Origin of the sequence: Foliimonas ilicis (genome assembly GCF_039939195.1) — a bacterium.
Lineage (GTDB): Bacteria > Pseudomonadota > Alphaproteobacteria > Rhizobiales > Rhizobiaceae > Foliimonas > Foliimonas ilicis.
Map to the genome: position 1 here is coordinate 465,870 of NZ_JBDUUH010000002.1, position 18,114 is coordinate 483,983.

Consider the following 18,114-nt stretch of genomic DNA (forward strand, 5'->3'; position numbering starts at 1 on the left):
GATCATCTGGGGCGTGCGAATGCAAGCACCTTGCGAGCGTTTGGACCTACAATCTTCTCGACACTTCAGGAGGATTGAATGGGACCGTTTCCACACGACGCACCGCCAGCCAAGATCAGCGCCGCAAATCCGGCCGGCACGGACGGCTTCGAATTCGTCGAGTTCGCCCATCCCGAACCTGAAAAGCTGGCCGAATTGTTCGAGCGCATGGGATATTCGCCGGTTGCCCGTCACAAGACGAAAAACATCACCGTCTGGCGCCAGGGCGACATCAACTATGTAGTCAATGCAGAACCCGGCTCGCACGCCTCGCGCTTCATCGAAGAGCACGGCCCATGCGCGCCTTCGATGGCCTGGCGCGTGGTTGATGCGAAACACGCTTTCGACCAAGCGGTCGCGAAAGGTGCCGAGCCCTATAAGGGCGACGACAAGACGCTCGACGTGCCTGCCATCGTCGGCATTGGTGGATCGTTGCTTTATTTCATCGAGACCTATGGCGAAAAGGGCTCGGCCTACGATGCCGAATTCGAATGGATGGGTGAGCGCGACCCTAAGCCGAAGGGCGTCGGCTTCTATTATCTCGACCATTTGACCCACAATGTTTATCGCGGCCAGATGGACAAATGGTGGGCCTTCTACCGCGAGCTGTTCGGCTTCAAGCAAATCCACTTCTTCAACATCGACGGACGCATCACCGGCCTGATGAGCCGCGCGATAACCTCGCCTTGCGGCAAAATCCGCATTCCGCTGAATGAATCCAAGGACGATACGAGTCAGATCGAGGAATATCTGCGCAAATACAAGGGCGAAGGCATCCAGCACATCGCGGTCGGCACGGACGGCATTTTCGTCGCCACCGACAGGCTCGCTGCAAACGGCCTGAAATTCATGCCAAAGCCGCCTGAAACCTATTACGAAAAGAGCCACGAGCGCGTGAACGGCCATGACGAGCCGATCGATCGCATGAAGGAGCACGGCATCCTGATCGACGGCGAAGGTGTGGTCGATGGCGGCATGACCAAAATCCTGCTGCAAATCTTCTCAAAAACAGTGATCGGCCCGATTTTCTTCGAGTTCATCCAAAGGAAGGGCGATGAAGGTTTTGGGGAAGGCAATTTTCGCGCTTTGTTTGAATCCATTGAGGAAGATCAGATCCGGCGCGGGGTTATCAAGGTGGAGGCTGCGGAGTAGAATGCCATTGCAGGCGGATCCTTTATGACCTAAATTATGGTCATAAAGGATCAAGCTATGAATATTGAGGGCAAGGCGACAACATTCAGCGCTGCCGAGGCGAAGGCAAAATTTTCGGAAATCCTGAAACGGGCCGAGGCTGGCGAGCGCTTTGTCGTTACACGCCATGGAAAGCCGATCGTCGAGATCGCGGCAAGTGCCGATGCTCTGCCGAAAAAGAAGTTGCGCGGCGCCATGAAAGGCCAAATCTGGATTGCCGAGGACTTTGACGTGCTCGGCCCGGAATGGGATGAATACGTTTCGTGAGTGATCGAGGTTATCTTCTCGACACCCACATCTTTCTTTGGGACCTCGCGGACGACAAACGCATCTCCAAAGTGCATGACGAGATATTGCTGGGCGACGCGCCGAAATTTCTAAGCGTTGCTTCGCTTTGGGAAATAGCTATCAAATCGGCTACCGGCAAACTTTCGATGCCTGACAAGCTATTGGAAACAATCGAGGCCAGCGATGTCGAATTGCTGCCCATTCTCCCCCGTCACGTCTTGCAAACAACCTCACTTCCGCGTCATCACGGCGATCCATTCGATCGATTGTTGATAGCTCAGGCACAGCTTGAGGAACTGACGCTGGTCACTGCTGACGGGCACTTTTCCAACTATGACGTGACGCTGGCCTAGGCCAACCCAAGCCTCTCGATTTCCGGGTCACGCTCAAAATCCAGAAAAAACTCATCAAGCTGCGGCGGTTTCACCGACGTTCCCGCCAACATCGCGTGGACTTGTCCGCGATGGTGAATCTGGTGCTGGAAAAGATGCGCCAGAACACGATCGATGCGCTCCGGTACATTCCCGTCATCGCCACGGTCGACGATAACTCGGCGCTCCAGATCGACTTCCCTTAATTCGTCGCAGACCCTCATAAGCCGAAGATCGGCTTCAGTCTGCAGCGGATGAAGCTCCGAGGCATGGCCGAACACGATTTCGTCGTCAAAGACGCCAAGCCCGCGCCCGCCCTCTTCCAGCGCGTCGATGTACAAAAGATCGACGAAGTAGATATGCGACAGCGTCGCGGCGATCGAGGGAAAGAAGGACGTTCGTGTCGCCACGAAAGCTTCCGCGTCAAGACCGGCGCAGGCGCGCAGCAAGACATGGTTGCACCAGCGGTTGTTGCGCGCCATCGCGCGATTATGCGCGAGAAGGCCCATCTCAGTTCGCGTGTTTTTCGACCGTCTGTTCGATTGCGCCGAAGATCGAATGGCCGGATTCATCCTTCATTTCGATGCGAACAGTGTCGCCAACGCGCATGAACGGCGTTTTCGGTGTGCCGCTGGCGATCGTTTCGATCATGCGGATTTCAGCAATGCAGGAATAGCCTGCACCTCCTGCCTCCACCGACTTTCCTGGGCCGCCATCCAGCTTGTTGGAGACGGTGCCGGAACCGATGATCGTTCCTGCCACCAATGGCCTGGTCTTTGCCGCATGGGCGACGAGCTGCGGAAAATCGAATGTCATATCGACGCCTGCATTGGCGCGGCCGAAGGGCTTGCCGTTGAGATCGATGACCAGCGGGAGATGCAGCTTGCCGCCATCCCACGCGCTTCCAAGTTCATCCGGCGTGACGGCGACCGGCGAAAACGCCGATGAGGGCTTGGACTGGAAAAAGCCGAACCCCTTCGACAGTTCGCCGGGGATCAGGCCGCGCAGGGACACGTCATTGACCAGCATTACGAGGCGGATCGCATCGCGCGCCTGATCGACGCTGGCACCTTGCGGCACATCGTCGACGATAACCGCGATTTCGCCTTCGAGATCGGCACCATATGCCTCGTCTGCCAGCGGGATCGGGTCGCGTGGCGCGAGGAAGGAATCCGAGCCGCCCTGATACATAAGCGGGTCGGACCAGAAACTTTCCGGCACCTCGGCACCGCGCGCTTTGCGCACGAGTTCGACGTGGTTCACGTAAGCCGAACCGTCCGCCCATTGATAGGCGCGCGGCAAAGGCGAGAGCGCGTTATGCTCATGAAAGCGCTCGGCGGGAACCGCGCCATGATCGAGAGATTCGGAGAGAGCCGCCAGATGCGGCGCAATACGCTGCCAATCATCCAATGCCGCCTGAAGGTTGCGCGCGAGAAAGGAGGCATCGGTGCACCGCGTAAGGTCGCGCGAAACCACGACCAGTTTCCCGTCGCGCGATCCATTCTTCAATGTGGCAAGTTTCATGTAGTCCTCCCAATGCGCGGCTCAATCGTCCGCCAACTCCACAACAAGGCCATCGCGACCAATCGTCAAGGCACCATTCCAGCTTTTCCGAACGGCCTCCTGCCATTCAGCCTCGCCAAACTCAGGATCGTCGGCCGGAATGAGGTGATTGAGCACCAGCCGTCCGACTTTCGCAGCATCGGCAATTCGCCCGGCGTCAGCGGCAAGCGTGTGGCTTGCCATCAAATGCTCCTTCAGCCGCGCGCCATTGCCGGTGCGGGCGACGAGGCGGTCCACGCCATCCTCAAGCATCGCTTCATGAACGAGAATATCCGCACCTTTCGCGAATTCGGCAAGCGGCGGGAAATAGGCGGTATCGGCTGAAAAGACGACGCTTCTCGCGCCAAACTCGAAGCGCAGGGCAAAACATTCGGTGACGGGCGGATGATCGACGCGTAGCGCTATGACCCTCAAGCCGTTCTCATCCAGCACCGCGCCCTCGCTAAATTCCGTGACCGTGACGAGGTTGCGAATGTCCGGGCGGCCTTCGTCGATGATGCGAATATCGATGTCGAATTTCATGGATTGCAGGAAACCGCGCCAATAATCGGCAGTGCCTGCGGGTCCGAACACTTTTACAGGCGTCGCCAATCCGGCCGTCCATGCTGTGTGAATAAGCGGCCCGAGTTCCAGAACATGGTCGGAATGAAGATGGGTGATGAAGATTAAGTCCAGCGCTTTCAGGCTGACGCCTGCATCGGTCAGCCCGCGTGTCACGCCCAGCGCGCAATCGACGACGATTACGCGTCCGCCGATTTCCAGCAGTGACGATGTAGGCGAAGGACCGCCCGGCCTGATTGCCGGGCCGCCCTTGGTGCCGAGCAGAACCAGCCTTTCACTCAAGACCAGTCGCCTTCCAGCGTTCCGTTGAAGCGCTTTCTAAGATCGCTCCAGCAATCGGCATAATTGTCCTGCAGGCATTCGCTTTCCGCTGCAAAACGAGTCACTTGCTGAGGAAAGCGCGTCTCGAACATGAAGGCCATCGTGTGCTCAAGCTTGACCGGCTTTAGGTCGGCGCGCGACGCCTTTTCGAAGCCGCCGGCATCCGGCCCATGCGCCAGCATCATATTGTGCAGGCTCATGCCGCCGGGCGTGAAACCTTCTTCCTTCGCATCGTACTGACCGTGGATCAGCCCCATGAACTCGCTCATGATGTTGCGATGATACCATGGCGGACGGAAGGTGTTTTCCGCAACCAGCCAGCGCGGCGGGAAGATCACGAAATCCACATTCGCCGTGCCTTCCTCGCCCGATGGCGCGGTGAGCACGGTGAAAATCGACGGGTCCGGGTGGTCGAAAAGGATCGCGCCGACGGGCGAAAACGTCGCCAGATCATATTTGTAAGGTGCGTAATTGCCGTGCCATGCAACGACATCGAGCGGCGAATGGCCAAGCTCGGTCTCGTAGAACTGGCCGCACCATTTAACGATCAGGCGGCACGGCGTTTCCTTTTCCTCGAACCATGCGACCGGCGTTTTGAAATCACGCGGATTGGCAAGGCAGTTCGCGCCGATCGGTCCGCGATCCGGCAGCGTGAATTTCGCGCCATAATTTTCGCAGATGTAGCCTCGAGCTTCCGCCTCAAGCAGTTCGACCTTGAAGACCAGCCCGCGCGGCAGGATGCAAATCTCGCCGGGAAGTGTTTCGATAACGCCCATTTCGGTGACAAAACGCACGCCGCCAACCTGCGGCACGATCAGCAATTCGGCATCGGCGTTGAAGAAATGATCGTCCACCATGTCGGCATTGGCGACATAAAGATGTGCGGCCATGCCCGACTGCCCCATCGCGTCGCCTGCTGTGGTGATCGTGCGCATGCCGGAGATGAAATCTGTCTTTTCCTGCGGCACCGGTATCGGGTTCCAGCGCAATTGGCCAAGCGGAAGATCGTGATCGCGCGTGGCAGGCGCGGTTTTCCATAAGGGCAGGTCAAGCGGGCTGAAGCGGCCCGTATGCTTCACGCTGGGCCGAATGCGATAAAGCCAGGAGCGCTCATTCGTGCCGCGCGGCGCCGTGAAGGGCGAGCCGGAAAGCTGTTCGGCGTAAAGCCCATAGGCCGGGCGCTGGGGCGAATTCCGACCTTGCGGCAGCGCGCCGGGAAGGCTCTCCGTTTCGAAATCATTGCCGAAACCCGGCATATAAGAAAAAGCCATCACGACCTCCCATCGACGACCGATATTTGTTACAAACGTAACTATTGAAAATGTAACTATCAACATGCGGATGCTGCGATGACGGAAGAGATTTTGGCGCTGGAGGCATTCCTTCCCTACCGGCTGAACCGTATCGCGGATGCCGTCAGTCAGGATTTCGCGCGGCTCTACAAGGAGCGCCACGGCCTGACCCGGCCGGAGTGGCGGACTTTCGCGACGCTCGGCCAATATGGGACGATGACGGCAACCGCCATCGGCGAGCATTCATCGATGCACAAGACCAAGGTCTCGCGCGCCGTGGCCGAACTTGAAAAGCGCAAATGGCTTGTGCGCGAGACTGTTTCGGGCGATCGGCGCGTCGAAAATCTGACGCTTACCAAGGCTGGCAGGCAGATTTACCGCGAAATGGTGCCGCTTGCGAAAGGTTTTGAGGCGAAACTTCTCGAGCGGATGAGCGCGCCGGACCGTGCAGCGGTTGCTGCCGGAATAGCGGCGCTGGAAAAGCTTCTAAAACTTCGCGGCGCGAAGGTCAGTCCAGATGGTGCGGATAGTCGCGGCGCGGCGGTATCCGGTGGACCACGAGTGCGATCGCTATGAGAATGACCGACCCTATCAGAACCACGGTAAAAAGCTGAGCGCCGTGCGACCCTTGGCCGAAACCGAGGATGGGTATCGCACCGGCGGGCGGATGCGTGACCCGCAGCGTGCGCATAATCACGACAGTCAGACCGACCGCGATTGCAGCCGCCATCCAGGCGCCGGGGAATATTTCGAAGGCCAGTTCACAGATCAGCGTACCGATCAGATACCCGCCCATGACGTTTATCGGCTGCGCCAGCGGGCTGGAAGGCTGGCCGAACAAAAGCACGGCGGTCGCGCCGAGCGGCGCCAGAAGAAGCGGCAGTTCGGTGAAGGCGGCGAGCGCGCCAACGGCGACCATGCCGAGGACGGCGCCTATCCCCGCTTTGAGGTTCGAGACCGGATCGACGATGGTTTCGTGTCGTGTGACTAGGGCTTGTAAATATCTGCGCATGAATGCCGGACCGGACGAATTTGGGTCGTCATAGCCGCATTTTCCTGCGCTTCACAGGCAAAAACTACCAATCCAGCACGACTTTTCCGGAATTTCCGCTTTTCATGGCCTCAAAACCATCAATATAGCTGTCGATGCCGAGACGATGCGTGATCAGCCCCGACACATCGAGCGGCCCCTGCACCAGCGCGATCATCTTGTACCAGGTCTCGAACATTTCGCGGCCATAGATGCCTTTCAGATGCAACATCTTGAAGATGACCTTGTTCCAGTCAATTTCGAAGCCGGTCGGCGCGATGCCTAAAATGGCGATCTTGCCACCATTGTTCATCGTGTCGATCATGTCGCGGAAGGCCGGTGCGGCCCCCGACATTTCCAGCCCGACATCGAAGCCTTCGGTCATGCCGAGTGCTGGCATCACATCGCGCAGCTTTTCCTTCGAGGCATCGACAACGTGATGCACGCCGAGCTTTTTGGCCAGCGCGAGGCGGGTCTGGTTGATGTCGGTAATGACGACCTTGCGCGCGCCGACGCATTGCGCGACCAGCGCGCCCATGATGCCGATAGGCCCGGCGCCCGTTACCAAAACATCCTCACCGACCAGATCGAAAGAAAGCGCGGTGTGCACCGCATTGCCCAGCGGATCGAAGATCGCGGCGATTTCATCGGGCACATCGTCGGGGATCGGCACGACATTGTGCTGCGGGATCGCCAGATATTCGGCGAACGCGCCGGGGCGGTTCACGCCGACACCCAGCGTGTTGCGGCACAAATGGCCCCTGCCCGCGCGGCAGTTTCGGCAATGGCCGCAAACGATATGGCCTTCGCCGGAGACGCGTTGGCCGACCTTATATTCGGTTACGGCTGCGCCGAAATCCGCGACGGTGCCGACAAACTCATGGCCTGTGACCATAGGAACCGGCACCGTCTTTTGCGCCCATTGGTCCCAATTGTAGATATGAACATCCGTGCCGCAGATCGCGGTTTTCTTGACTTTGATCAGCACGTCATTCGGGCCGATCTCGGGAAGCGGAACCTCTTCCATCCAGATACCGGGTTCGGCTTTCGCTTTGACGAGTGCGCGCATCATGTTGGACATCAGCGTAACTCCCGCGGATGCGAAGCAGCACCCCCCTCTGGCCTGCCGGCCATCTCCCCCTCAAGGGGGGAGATTTGCTGTATCGATGACGAGAGTAATCTCCCCCCTTGAGGGGGAGATGGCCGGCAGGCCAGAGGGGGGTGTATTGCAGACACATTCATCATGAAATCACACCCAATTCACGCCCAACCTCGCCAAACGCTTCAATCGCACGCTCAATATCCTGCGGCGAATGCGCAGCCGACATTTGCGTGCGAATGCGGGCCTGTCCTTTCGGCACGACGGGGAACGAGAAGCCGATTACATAGATACCGCGATCGAGCAGCTTTGCGGCCATGTCCTGCGCAAGTGCTGCATCGCCGAGCATGACGGGGATGATCGGATGACCTGCCCCGGCGAGCTTGAAGCCCAGCGCGCTCATGCCTTCGCGGAAGCGGGCAGCGTTGACGTAGAGTTTGCGGCGCAGATCGTCGCCGTCGTCGATCAGGTCGAAAACTTTCAGCGAAGCTCCGGCAATCGCGGGCATGAGCGTGTTGGAAAACAGATAAGGCCGCGAGCGCTGGCGCAGCCATTCGACCATTTCCGCGCGACCACTCGTATAGCCGCCGGATGCGCCGCCGAGTGCCTTGCCGAGCGTACCGGTAATAATGTCGATGCGGCCCTCGACACCGCAATATTCCGGTGAGCCGCGTCCTTTTTCACCGACGAAACCAACCGCATGGCTGTCATCCACCATGACCATCGCGCCGTATTTTTCAGCAAGATCGCAAATGCCTCCAAGGTTGGCGATGATGCCATCCATCGAAAACACGCCATCCGTCGCGATCAGCTTGAAACGGCTGCCTTCGGCCCTTTTGAGTTCTTCCTCAAGCGCGCCCATGTCGTTGTTGGCATAACGAAACCGCTTCGCCTTGGAGAGCCGCACGCCATCGATGATCGAGGCATGGTTAAGAGCATCGGAGATGATGGCATCGTCTTCGGAAAGCAGCGTTTCGAAGAGGCCGGCGTTTGCGTCGAAGCAGGACGAATAGAGGATCGTGTCTTCCATTCCCAGAAAGCCGGAAATGCGGCTTTCGAGCGCCTTGTGCTCTTCCTGCGTCCCGCAGATGAAGCGCACCGAGGCCATGCCGTAGCCATAGCGGTCGATGGCGTCTTTGGCGGATGAGCGGAGCGTGTCGCTGTCGGCAAGGCCCAGATAATTGTTGGCGCAGAAATTCAATACCTTGCGGCCGTCTGCTTCAATTTCCGCTGACTGCGTGGAGGTTATGACGCGTTCGGACTTGTAGAGCCCAGCGGATTTCAAACCGTCGAGTTCGGAAGAGAGGTGCGAAATGAATGCGTCGGTCATCGGGTGCCCTTCGAGGTTGATCTCAGGATGAAGATGGCCGCCTGCTTGTCAAATTTAATTTTGCGGACGCACTGACACGAATGCCAGCGCGTCCAGAAAGCCTCTAGAAAAACGCCTGCAAACCCGTCTGCGCGCGGCCGAGGATCAGCGCGTGGACGTCGTGCGTGCCTTCGTAAGTGTTGACGGTTTCGAGGTTCTGGGCGTGGCGCATGACGTGGTATTCGATCTGGATGCCGTTGCCGCCATGCATGTCGCGGGCCTGACGCGCGATGTCGAGCGCTTTGCCGCAATTGTTGCGCTTGACCAGCGAGATCATTTCGGGTGCGAATTTGTGCTCGTCCATGAGACGGCCGACGCGCAGCGAACCCTGAAGGCCGAGCGCGATTTCGGTCTGCATGTCGGCAAGCTTCTTCTGGAAAAGCTGCGTCTGCGCCAGCGGGCGGCCGAACTGCTTGCGGTCGAGGCCATATTGACGGGCGCGGTGCCAGCAATCTTCGGCAGCACCCATAACGCCCCAAGAAATTCCGTAGCGCGCGCGGTTGAGACAGCCGAACGGACCTTTCAGGCCCGAAACATTGGGCAACAAGGCATCTTCGCCGACTTCGACGCCATCCATGACGATCTCGCCGGTGATCGACGCGCGCAGCGAAAGCTTGCCGCCGATCTTAGGTGCGGAAAGACCCTTCATGCCCTTTTCGAGAACGAAGCCGCGGATCTGATTGTCATGCTCGGCAGATTTTGCCCAAATGACGAACACGTCGGCGATGGGCGCATTCGAAATCCACATCTTCGACCCGGAAATCTTGTAGCCGTTCGCCGTCTTTTCAGCGCGCGTCTTCATACCGCCCGGATCGGAACCGGCATCCGGCTCGGTCAGGCCGAAGCAGCCGATCCATTCGCCCGAAGCGAGCTTCGGCAGGTATTTCTTGCGTTGCTCCTCGGAGCCGTAAGCATGGATCGGGAACATGACCAGCGAGGACTGCACGCTCATCATCGAGCGATAGCCGCTGTCGACGCGCTCGACTTCGCGGGCGACCAGACCGTAGGTAACATAGCCAGCGCCAAGGCCGCCATATTCTTCGGGGATCGTGATCCCGAGCAGGCCCGCCTCGCCCATTTCGCGGAAGATAGCCGGATCGGTGACTTCGTTTAAATACGCATCATTGACGCGGGTGGCGAGCTTGTCGGAGGCAAAAGCCGCAGCACTGTCGCGCACCATGCGCTCATCTTCGGAAAGTTGATCCTCAAGAAGGAAAGGATCGTCCCAAACGAAACTTGCCTGATGCGCCTTGTTCGCGAAGTTCATAGCATTTCCCAAATTTATTTGAAGCTTGAAGTATCCAGCTTAACGCCTGTCACCACTTTTCGCAAAGGTCTTTTCTGCGAATAAGGATTTCAGTCCGAAGGCGCATACCGAACATGAACGCCCTTGCGTAAGCATGCTTGTTATTAAGCGTAAAGATGCTTGTGAATATTCCCGCTTTTCAATGTATTAACCTGCGATATTGTACGATGAATTCAACTCGAAAAGCTGCGTGATCGAAAAGGCTTCGATTCCATGTCTGCAGAGCCGGCAACGGCAAACTCTCGCGCGATCATACTTCTGATCAAAAGCGCATACTGGATCGCATTGCTGATTATTGCAGCAATGGCGTTGGCATCCTTCATTTTGCTCCAGAAAATGATCAATTCAAGGCAAAGCGACGGTGAATTGCTGACCATCGTCAGCATGCAGCGCGCGCTTTCCCAGCGCATCGTGTTTCTGGCGAACACGATCGATTCCGCACCGTCTGAACGCCAGCCGCCGCTTGTTGTAGCGCTAAGGGACGCGACCGAAGAATTCGAGAAGAACTATGATCTGCTTCTCACGAAAACCGGCGCGACCAACGACCCGGAAAAGATCAACGATCCCAACTCCGTCGAACACATCCTTTTCGCCAAGCCATACCACCTCGATTACTTCTCGCTCAGCCTCGCGGCCAATGGCTGGCGCTTCATTTCCGCTTTTGAAACCCGTCTGAACATAGCCGATGCGGACCATCGCTATCTGGCCGGGCGCGAGCGGGCGCGGCTGGACGAAACGGTCGCCAGCACCACGCTGGACGGCTATACGGCGCTTCACTATCGCCTCGACAAAATGGCGGTGGAGCAGCTCGACAATTTGATGAGCGTTCATCGCATCCTGTTCTACGCGACGATCCTGGTGATCCTTCTGGTGGCGCTCTTCATCTTCCGGCCCATGTCGAAAGCCATTCTGCGCCGCACCCGCGAGCTCATGGATGCGCGCAATTCCATGGCATTCCTGACCGTGCATGACGGCCTGACCGGCCTCTACAACCGCGCCTATATGACCAACCATTTCGATGCGCTGCTCAGCACGGCGCACAGGCGGCAGGAGCGGCTGGCGGTCGTGCAGATCGATCTCGATCGCTTCAAGCAGATCAACGACACGCTGGGCCATTCGGCCGGCGACTACGTTCTCGTGGTGACGGCACAGCGGCTGCGCGATTGCTGCCGCGCATCCGACCTCTGCATCCGTCTGGGCGGCGACGAATTCGCCATGATCCTGAGCGGTGCAGGTAGCACTGAAGACATCAACACGGTTGCCGAACGCATAATCGATGCGATCAACGAGCCCATCAACTTCAAAGGTTCCGTCATCAATCCGGACGCCAGCGCCGGTATCGCCGTCTACCCGGTGGATGCGGACAATGCCTCGGATCTGATCGTCCATGCCGATCTCGCACTTTACGCCGCCAAGAAGCAGGGCGGCGGGATGATCTCCTTCTTCTCCGAAGAATTGCGTGGCGAAGTCGATCACCGCAAACGCGTCGAGCGGGATCTGGTTGTCGGCATCGAGACGGAAGCCTTCGTGCCTTACTTCCAGCCGCAGGTTTCGATTTCCTCGGGTCAGGTGGTCGGCGTCGAGGTGCTGGTGCGCTGGAAACATCCCGAATATGGCATCGTGCCGCCAGGCGGCTTCATTCCCGTTGCTGAGAAAAGCGGGCTGATGGTGGATATTGGCCGGATCGTGCGGCGAAAGGCGATCAAGGCCGCTGCCGACTGGCATCAGGCGGGCATCGAGTTCGGCCGTCTCGCGGTGAATGTTTCGGGCGTCGAGTTGATAGAGCCGGAATTCGACCGGGTACTTTTCGAAGATTTACGCAAATTCTCCTTTCCTGCCGAAAAACTGGCTCTGGAAATCGTCGAATCCGTCATTCTTGACGATGAAAAGACCGGTATCGCGGCAACTTTGCGCCATATCCGCGCGACGGGCATTCATCTGGAACTGGACGATTTCGGGACCGGCTACGCATCGCTCAGCCATGTCGATCCCAACGAGATCGACCGCCTGAAGATCGACCGCCGCTTCGTGCAGAATATCGACGCCGAGCAAGGCAATGCCAAGATCGTCAAGGCAGTGACCGAGCTTGCAAACGGGCTCGGCATCTCCGTCGTTGCGGAAGGTGCCGAAACGCAGGCCGAACTCGATTGCCTGAGCCGCCTTGGCTGCGATCAGGTGCAGGGCTATGCCATCGCTTTCCCGATGCCCGCGGAACAGGCACGCGACTGGCTTCTGTCTGCCAAATCGAAACGGCCGCAGCTCGCCATCAGCAGCAATGGACGCGCCTGATATTCATCGGGATTTCTCAACCGTCGCTATCGCAGCAGGCACCGAATCCCGTATAATCGGGCATGCCCATACGCCAGCTCACAGAAACGATGATCAACCAGATCGCCGCAGGCGAGGTTATCGAACGCCCCGCCAGCGTGGTGAAGGAGCTTGTCGAAAACGCGCTCGACGCCGGTGCGACCAAAATCGAGGTCGCGACCGCAGGCGGCGGACTTTCTCTGCTGCGCGTGGGCGACGACGGGTCGGGCATTCCTATGGACGAATTGCCGATGGCGATTTCGCGCCATTGCACGTCGAAGCTTTCCGACGACATTCACGACATACGCTCGCTGGGCTTTCGCGGTGAGGCCCTACCCTCGATCGGCTCCGTGTCGCGACTGACGATCCGCTCGCGTTCGGCGGATGCCGATAGCGGCTACGAGATCGGCATCGATGGCGGACGCGTGTTGCCGACAAAACCCGCACCGGCCAATCGCGGGACGACGGTGGAAGTACGCGACCTGTTCTTCGCGACGCCCGCCCGGCTCAAATTCATGAAGGGCGAGCGCGCCGAAAGCACGGCGATAAGCGATGTGGTGAAGCGCATTGCCATCGCCTTCCCGCATGTGCGCTTCACCATCTCCGGCACCGACCGCTCGACCACGGATTTCGCGGCTGGCGACCAGACGCCTGACGGGCAATTGCGGCGCATCGCGCAGGTCATGGGCAAGGAATTTCCCGACAACGCAATTCCCATCGATGCGGTGCGCGACGGCGTTTCGCTGTCGGGCCACGTCTCGATCCCATCCTACACGCGGGCAAATGCGCTCCAGCAATATGCCTATGTGAATGGCAGGCCGGTGCGCGACAAGCTGATTGCGGGCGCCATTCGCGGCGCTTTTTCAGACGTGCTGCCGCGCGACCGCCATGCCGTGACCGTGCTGTTTCTCAATATCGACCCGGCCTATGTCGATGTGAACGTGCATCCGGCGAAGGCTGACGTGCGCTTCCGCGATCCGGGTCTGGTGCGCGGCCTGATCATCGGGGCGATAAGGCAGGCACTTACGGCAGCGGGCATACGCTCCGCCACCACCGGTGCGGAAGGCATGGTCAATGCGTTCCGGCCCGGCGCTTCCGCCTATGCACATTCCGGCCCGGCGAACGGCCATCGCACCTACAATCCGGCATTCAGGGCGGCGAGTTCGCCGGAATACGATCCGGCACGCTCGCATTTCCGGCCGCTGGACGAGGGATTTTCGGAACGGCCGCAGGCGCTTTTCGGCGAAAAACCACTGGAAAGTGCGGATGCCCGTGCAGGCCATGGCGAGGCCGATGTAGCTCTGCTTTCGGCGCAACTGGGCGCGGCCCGCGCGCAGGTTCACAAGAACTATATTGTGGCGCAGACCGAGGATTCGCTGATCATCGTCGATCAGCACGCGGCTCATGAAAGGCTGGTCTATGAAGCGTTGAAGCAGGCACTCAATGCGCGCGCCGTGCCGACGCAGATGCTGCTTCTGCCCGAAATCATCGATTTGCCGGAAGATGACGCTTCGCGGCTTGCTTCCCATGCCGAAACGCTCAGCCGCTTTGGCCTCGTTCTGGAACGGTTCGGACCGGGTGCGGTGGCCGTGCGCGAAACGCCTTCGATGCTTGGCCAGACGGATGTAGCAAGCCTGATCCGCGATCTTGCCGACGAGATCGCGGAAAACGACACCGCCGACACGTTGAAGGATCGGCTGGATGCGATCGCTGCCACCATGGCCTGCCATGGATCGGTCCGGTCCGGCCGGCACATGCGACCTGAAGAGATGAACGCGCTACTTCGCCAGATGGAAGCGACACCCGGATCGGGCACCTGCAATCATGGGCGCCCGACCTATATCGAGTTGAAACTGGCGGATATTGAGCGATTGTTTGGGCGTCGTTAGATCGTTCCAATTTTGATAGAATCGCGAGGCGCCCCCCTCTGTCCTGCCGGACATCTCCCCCACAGGTGGGGAGATTAGCTGACACAACCCTCTGCATTCATCCTGCAACGCCAGCAATTGGTGCCGTGCGCTGATGACAAGATGATCTCCCCACTCGTGGGGGAGATGTCCGGTAGGACAGAGGGGGGGCGCTGTCCCGCAAGCGTTTCTATCTAAAGATAAAAGATTCTAACGCTTCAAATTCACCAGCGCCACGCCGCCTAGCGCCAGAACACCCCCGATAATGCCGAGCGTGCCGGGAACTTCGCCGAGCCACAGGAAGCCGATGATGGTCGCGACGGGCGGCACGCAGTAAAGGAAGTTCGAGGCGCGGGATGCCGGGAGGCGCGATAGCGTGATGGCCCAGCTTCCATAGACGATCAGGCTCGGCACGACGCCCAGATAGATTGCTGCCGAAAGCCCTTCGAAGCTGGCAGTACCTGCCTGATGAAGCGCGTTCGGTAGGGCCGGAGACAAGGCCAACGCGCCGATCACCATGTTCCAGGCGGAAACCGTCAAAGGCTTGTGGCGGGCGAAAAGCGGCTTCTGGACGATCGTGTTGAAGGACGTGCAGAACGCCGCGCCAAGAATCAGCAACGCGCCCGGCTCGAAGCCGAAACCCTCCCCCTCGCCTAAGGCGATGATGCCGATGCCTGCGAAGGAAACGAATGTGCCGATCCATGCGACGAGCGGAAAGCGTTCCGACAGAAAGACCACGGCAAAGATGGCTGTGAGGATGGGGCTGACATTGATGATGAAGCTGGCAGCGCCCGCCGAGACGGTCAATTCGCCGTAATTCAGCAATGCCGTATAGAGCGCGACGAAGACGATGCCGCCAGTCGCGAAACGCCAGATCTCGTTCCATTTCGGCAAAGCGGGCCGGAAAATCGCCAGCAATATGGCGGCCGGAACGGCAGCGATCGTAAAGCGCAGTGCACCCAGTTCCAGCGGCCCGAAAGCATCGAGCCCGGCACGTATCGCTGGAAACGCCGAGGCCCAGCCGACGATCGTGATCGCGACGACTAAGGTGGTTGTCGTGTCGATCTTCTTGTCTGCTATCGGCAGTTCCATGGTGGCGCTCATCGTTTTGTCCTCGGCTTTGAAAGCTGTTGTGCTCATAAAAGACGCCGCGCCGAGCTGATTGACAAACGAATAATTAGAGGCATAGCTGTGAGCATGGATCACAGCTTGAAGACAATTCCTCCTCTGGAAACATTGCGCGCTTTCGAGGCGGCGGCGAAAACGGGAAGCTTCTCGTCCGCTGCCGAAAGGCTGAACCTCACGCATGGCGCGATCAGTCGCCAGATTGCGAAACTCGAAACCTGGCTCGGCCTTCGCGTCTTCGAACGCGGGGCGCGCGGCGTGTCGCTGACGATGGAAGGCCAGCGCCTTTTCCTGCGCACCAGCGAGGCCTTCGCGCTGATCGCCGACACGACGGACCGCTGGAGCGAACCGCGCGGACCGGCCGTGGTTCGCCTGACATCGATCCCCTCGCTCAGCGGGCTTTGGCTGATGCCGCGTCTGGCCGAACTGGAAGCGGGCGAACCGAAACTGCGCATCGTTCTGGAAGTCGATGCACGACAGGCCGACCTTGCCGACGAAGGCATCGACATTTCCATTCGATGCGGACGCGGCCGCATTCCCGGACGCGTGTCAGTGCAGCTTTTCGAGGAACATTGCTTCCCGATCGCTTCGCCAGCGCTTGCGAACAAAATCGGCAAGGGCGCGCCGGACCGGTTGCTGGCCTATCCGCTGATCCACGATTCCGACGCCTCCGGCTGGCGCGCATGGTTTGGCGCGCACGGCATCGACTACAAACCAAGGCTGCAGGACAGGCGCTTCGAGGATTACAATCTCGTGTTGGATGCCGCCGCCCATGGTCTTGGAATTGCACTGGCGCGGCCACCGCTCACCAAGAACCAGCTTGCTTCCGGCAGGCTCAAGGAGGTGGACAAGCGCGTGGCGCTCAACCCCGTTTCCTACTGGATGGATCGCCCCGAGGGGCAGCCAAGACCCGCCGCATGCGAGCTTGCGAAGCGCATCGGCATTCAGGCGGGCTTGCCTCCGGAAAAAGTCGAGGCCTTTCTGAAGAGTGATCGTTAGGCCGACCTTGCTTGACCTTCCGGTCGATTTGTGGCCGAAGAAGCATGACGATGTTTGCGAGTTATGGACGATGATGAACCGTTTTGAAGGCCCCGGCGGGCGCGAAGCCCAGATCCGTTATCTCGACGGCGATTTTCAGGTGACCAGCCCCGGAGCCTTCGTGCGCTGCGCGGTGACCGGCGACACGATCCCGCTTGACGAGCTCAAATATTGGAGCGTCGCGCGTCAGGAGCCTTATGTGAATGCGTCGGTTTCATTGGCACGCGAGATTGAAGCGCATCCGGAATTGCGCAAGCGGGGTTAGGCACTAACCTCACCAACGCGGATTTTCACCGCCTGCGACGCCAGGCTTCCCGCGCATAGGCGACGATGCGTGCAGGTGTCTGCGGGTTGTCGAAGCGGGCTTCCACATCCAGAACAGTCAGATTTTCCAGGAACTCAGGAGGTGCCACCTCATGGTTAAGCCTTACGGCGTCCTTCGCTGTGGTGATAAGCTGAAGGCCCTCGTCCTGCGCCGCCTTCCACAGATTTGAAATATCCTCCGATCCGTAGAAATGATGATCGGGAAAGGGCTTTTCGCGCTCCACCCTGCCGCCAGCATTGCGCACCGTATCGAAGAACTTCTCCGGGTGGCCGATCCCGGCAAAGGCCAGAAAACGACGGCCTTGGAGACCGGGATCTTCTTCCGGCGCGATTGAGGCATCGAACACCGCCTTGCCAGCGCGCGAGGCCAGCCGGATAGCGCGCTCGGCAGCATCGCCCTGCCCCATGCGTAAAACGCCGTCTGCAAATCGCATCTGCTGGATAAGCGGCGCGCGCAACGGTCCGCCGGGGATGACATGGCCATTGCCGAGGCCGAAGCGGGCATCCACAACCACCAGCGCATAGTCGATGCGAATGCGCGCGCTCTGGAAACCATCGTCCATGATGAGAATATCGCAGCCGTGGCGCAGCAAAAGGCGCGCGCCTTCCACACGGTCGGGCGTGACCGCGACCAGTCCGTGGCGTGCGAGAAGCAGCGGTTCGTCGCCGACATGCTTGGCGCTGTCATGTCCGAGATCGACAAGATGCGGCTGGCTGAAACTTCCGCCATGACCGCGCGAGAGGAAGCCCGGTTTCAGGCCCTGCCGTGCGGCTTCCTTGGCCAATGCGATAGAAACAGGCGTCTTGCCGGTACCGCCGACCGTGAAATTGCCGACGCAAATGACCGGCAGATCGATCGGCACGCGTTTCGCCGTCACCATGCGGCGAGCAGCAACCGCGCCATAACTCCACGACAACGGATAGAGCGACCATGCGCGCCAATCCGGCTTTTCCCACCAGAAGGGAGGCGCTTCGCTCACCAT

The 18,114-nt window shown here is 59.2% G+C and carries 18 protein-coding genes; 8 read left to right on the forward strand and 10 right to left on the reverse strand.

All coding sequences use genetic code 11. From position 1 onward, the window contains the following. Positions 1-78 precede the first annotated feature (78 nt). The 3 genes from hppD to ABFT80_RS07795 are packed head-to-tail and all read left to right on the forward strand — an operon-like array spanning position 79 to position 1,871. Positions 79-1,191, forward strand: a complete 1,113-nt coding sequence (gene hppD / locus ABFT80_RS07785) for a 4-hydroxyphenylpyruvate dioxygenase (protein ID WP_347971300.1) — start codon at positions 79-81, stop codon at positions 1,189-1,191. Between the two features lie 57 nt (positions 1,192-1,248). Beyond that, positions 1,249-1,497: a type II toxin-antitoxin system Phd/YefM family antitoxin gene (locus ABFT80_RS07790; protein ID WP_347971301.1), complete on the forward strand. Its 249-nt coding sequence runs from the start codon at positions 1,249-1,251 to the stop codon at positions 1,495-1,497. Beyond that, positions 1,494-1,871: a type II toxin-antitoxin system VapC family toxin gene (locus tag ABFT80_RS07795; protein ID WP_347971302.1), complete on the forward strand. Its 378-nt coding sequence runs from the start codon at positions 1,494-1,496 to the stop codon at positions 1,869-1,871. Before ABFT80_RS07790 ends, ABFT80_RS07795 begins: the two co-directional genes overlap by 4 nt. On the opposite strand, the gene ABFT80_RS07800 is transcribed toward ABFT80_RS07795, so the two are convergent. From ABFT80_RS07800 to hmgA, 4 genes are read right to left on the reverse strand one after another with little or no spacing between them, the layout of a single operon-like run. Continuing rightward, positions 1,868-2,398: a DinB family protein gene (locus tag ABFT80_RS07800; protein ID WP_347971303.1), complete on the reverse strand. Its 531-nt coding sequence runs from the start codon at positions 2,396-2,398 to the stop codon at positions 1,868-1,870. The genes ABFT80_RS07795 and ABFT80_RS07800 overlap by 4 nt on opposite strands. A gap of 1 nt (position 2,399) precedes the next feature. Continuing rightward, complete coding sequence (locus ABFT80_RS07805) at positions 2,400-3,413, reverse strand: fumarylacetoacetate hydrolase family protein (RefSeq protein ID WP_347971304.1); 1,014 nt, start codon at positions 3,411-3,413, stop codon at positions 2,400-2,402. Positions 3,414-3,434: 21 nt separating this feature from the next. Then, the gene (locus ABFT80_RS07810) at positions 3,435-4,295 is read right to left on the reverse strand and encodes an MBL fold metallo-hydrolase (protein ID WP_347971305.1); all 861 of its coding nucleotides are present in this window, start codon (positions 4,293-4,295) and stop codon (positions 3,435-3,437) included. Then, complete coding sequence (gene hmgA, locus ABFT80_RS07815) at positions 4,292-5,605, reverse strand: homogentisate 1,2-dioxygenase (RefSeq protein WP_347971306.1); 1,314 nt, start codon at positions 5,603-5,605, stop codon at positions 4,292-4,294. The genes ABFT80_RS07810 and hmgA overlap by 4 nt, the downstream gene beginning before the upstream one ends. Positions 5,606-5,683: 78 nt before the next feature. Between hmgA and ABFT80_RS07820 the strand changes: the two genes are divergently transcribed. Beyond that, on the forward strand, positions 5,684-6,202 hold the full coding sequence (locus ABFT80_RS07820) for a MarR family winged helix-turn-helix transcriptional regulator (RefSeq protein ID WP_347971307.1): 519 nt from the start codon (positions 5,684-5,686) through the stop codon (positions 6,200-6,202). Here ABFT80_RS07820 and ABFT80_RS07825 read toward each other — a convergent pair. From ABFT80_RS07825 to ABFT80_RS07840, 4 genes are all read right to left on the reverse strand, one after another. Beyond that, positions 6,135-6,638, reverse strand: a complete 504-nt coding sequence (locus ABFT80_RS07825; RefSeq protein ID WP_347971308.1) for an HPP family protein — start codon at positions 6,636-6,638, stop codon at positions 6,135-6,137. The two genes, ABFT80_RS07820 and ABFT80_RS07825, sit on opposite strands and share 68 nt — an antisense overlap. A 64-nt stretch (positions 6,639-6,702) precedes the next feature. Further along, on the reverse strand, positions 6,703-7,737 hold the full coding sequence (gene tdh / locus ABFT80_RS07830; protein ID WP_347971309.1) for an L-threonine 3-dehydrogenase: 1,035 nt from the start codon (positions 7,735-7,737) through the stop codon (positions 6,703-6,705). A 160-nt stretch (positions 7,738-7,897) separates the two neighbouring features. Further along, positions 7,898-9,085, reverse strand: coding sequence for a glycine C-acetyltransferase (locus ABFT80_RS07835; RefSeq protein ID WP_347971310.1), 1,188 nt, complete (start codon positions 9,083-9,085; stop codon positions 7,898-7,900). Positions 9,086-9,188: 103 nt separating this feature from the next. After that, the gene (locus tag ABFT80_RS07840) at positions 9,189-10,391 is read right to left on the reverse strand and encodes an acyl-CoA dehydrogenase (protein ID WP_347971311.1); all 1,203 of its coding nucleotides are present in this window, start codon (positions 10,389-10,391) and stop codon (positions 9,189-9,191) included. Between the two features lie 252 nt (positions 10,392-10,643). Here ABFT80_RS07840 and ABFT80_RS07845 point away from each other — a divergent pair, with 252 nt between their 5' ends. Next, positions 10,644-12,719 carry a putative bifunctional diguanylate cyclase/phosphodiesterase gene (locus ABFT80_RS07845; RefSeq protein ID WP_347971312.1) on the forward strand — a complete coding sequence of 692 codons (2,076 nt, stop codon included), beginning with the start codon at positions 10,644-10,646 and terminating at the stop codon, positions 12,717-12,719. A gap of 62 nt (positions 12,720-12,781) precedes the next feature. Next, positions 12,782-14,626 carry a DNA mismatch repair endonuclease MutL gene (mutL, locus tag ABFT80_RS07850; protein WP_347971313.1) on the forward strand — a complete coding sequence of 615 codons (1,845 nt, stop codon included), beginning with the start codon at positions 12,782-12,784 and terminating at the stop codon, positions 14,624-14,626. A gap of 228 nt (positions 14,627-14,854) precedes the next feature. Here the strand turns inward: mutL and ABFT80_RS07855 are convergent, their stop codons facing one another. Further along, entirely contained in the window at positions 14,855-15,748 is an 894-nt protein-coding gene (locus tag ABFT80_RS07855) for a DMT family transporter (RefSeq protein ID WP_347971314.1), read from the reverse strand. A gap of 93 nt (positions 15,749-15,841) precedes the next feature. On the opposite strand from ABFT80_RS07855, the gene ABFT80_RS07860 reads away from it, so the two are divergent. Both ABFT80_RS07860 and ABFT80_RS07865 read left to right on the forward strand, forming a co-directional pair. After that, on the forward strand, positions 15,842-16,768 hold the full coding sequence (locus tag ABFT80_RS07860) for a LysR substrate-binding domain-containing protein (RefSeq protein WP_347971315.1): 927 nt from the start codon (positions 15,842-15,844) through the stop codon (positions 16,766-16,768). Positions 16,769-16,838: 70 nt separating this feature from the next. Then, the gene (locus ABFT80_RS07865; RefSeq protein ID WP_347971316.1) at positions 16,839-17,072 is read left to right on the forward strand and encodes a DUF2093 domain-containing protein; all 234 of its coding nucleotides are present in this window, start codon (positions 16,839-16,841) and stop codon (positions 17,070-17,072) included. Between the two features lie 25 nt (positions 17,073-17,097). On the opposite strand, the gene lpxK is transcribed toward ABFT80_RS07865, so the two are convergent. Beyond that, positions 17,098-18,114, reverse strand: coding sequence for a tetraacyldisaccharide 4'-kinase (gene lpxK, locus ABFT80_RS07870; RefSeq protein WP_347971317.1), 1,017 nt, complete (start codon positions 18,112-18,114; stop codon positions 17,098-17,100).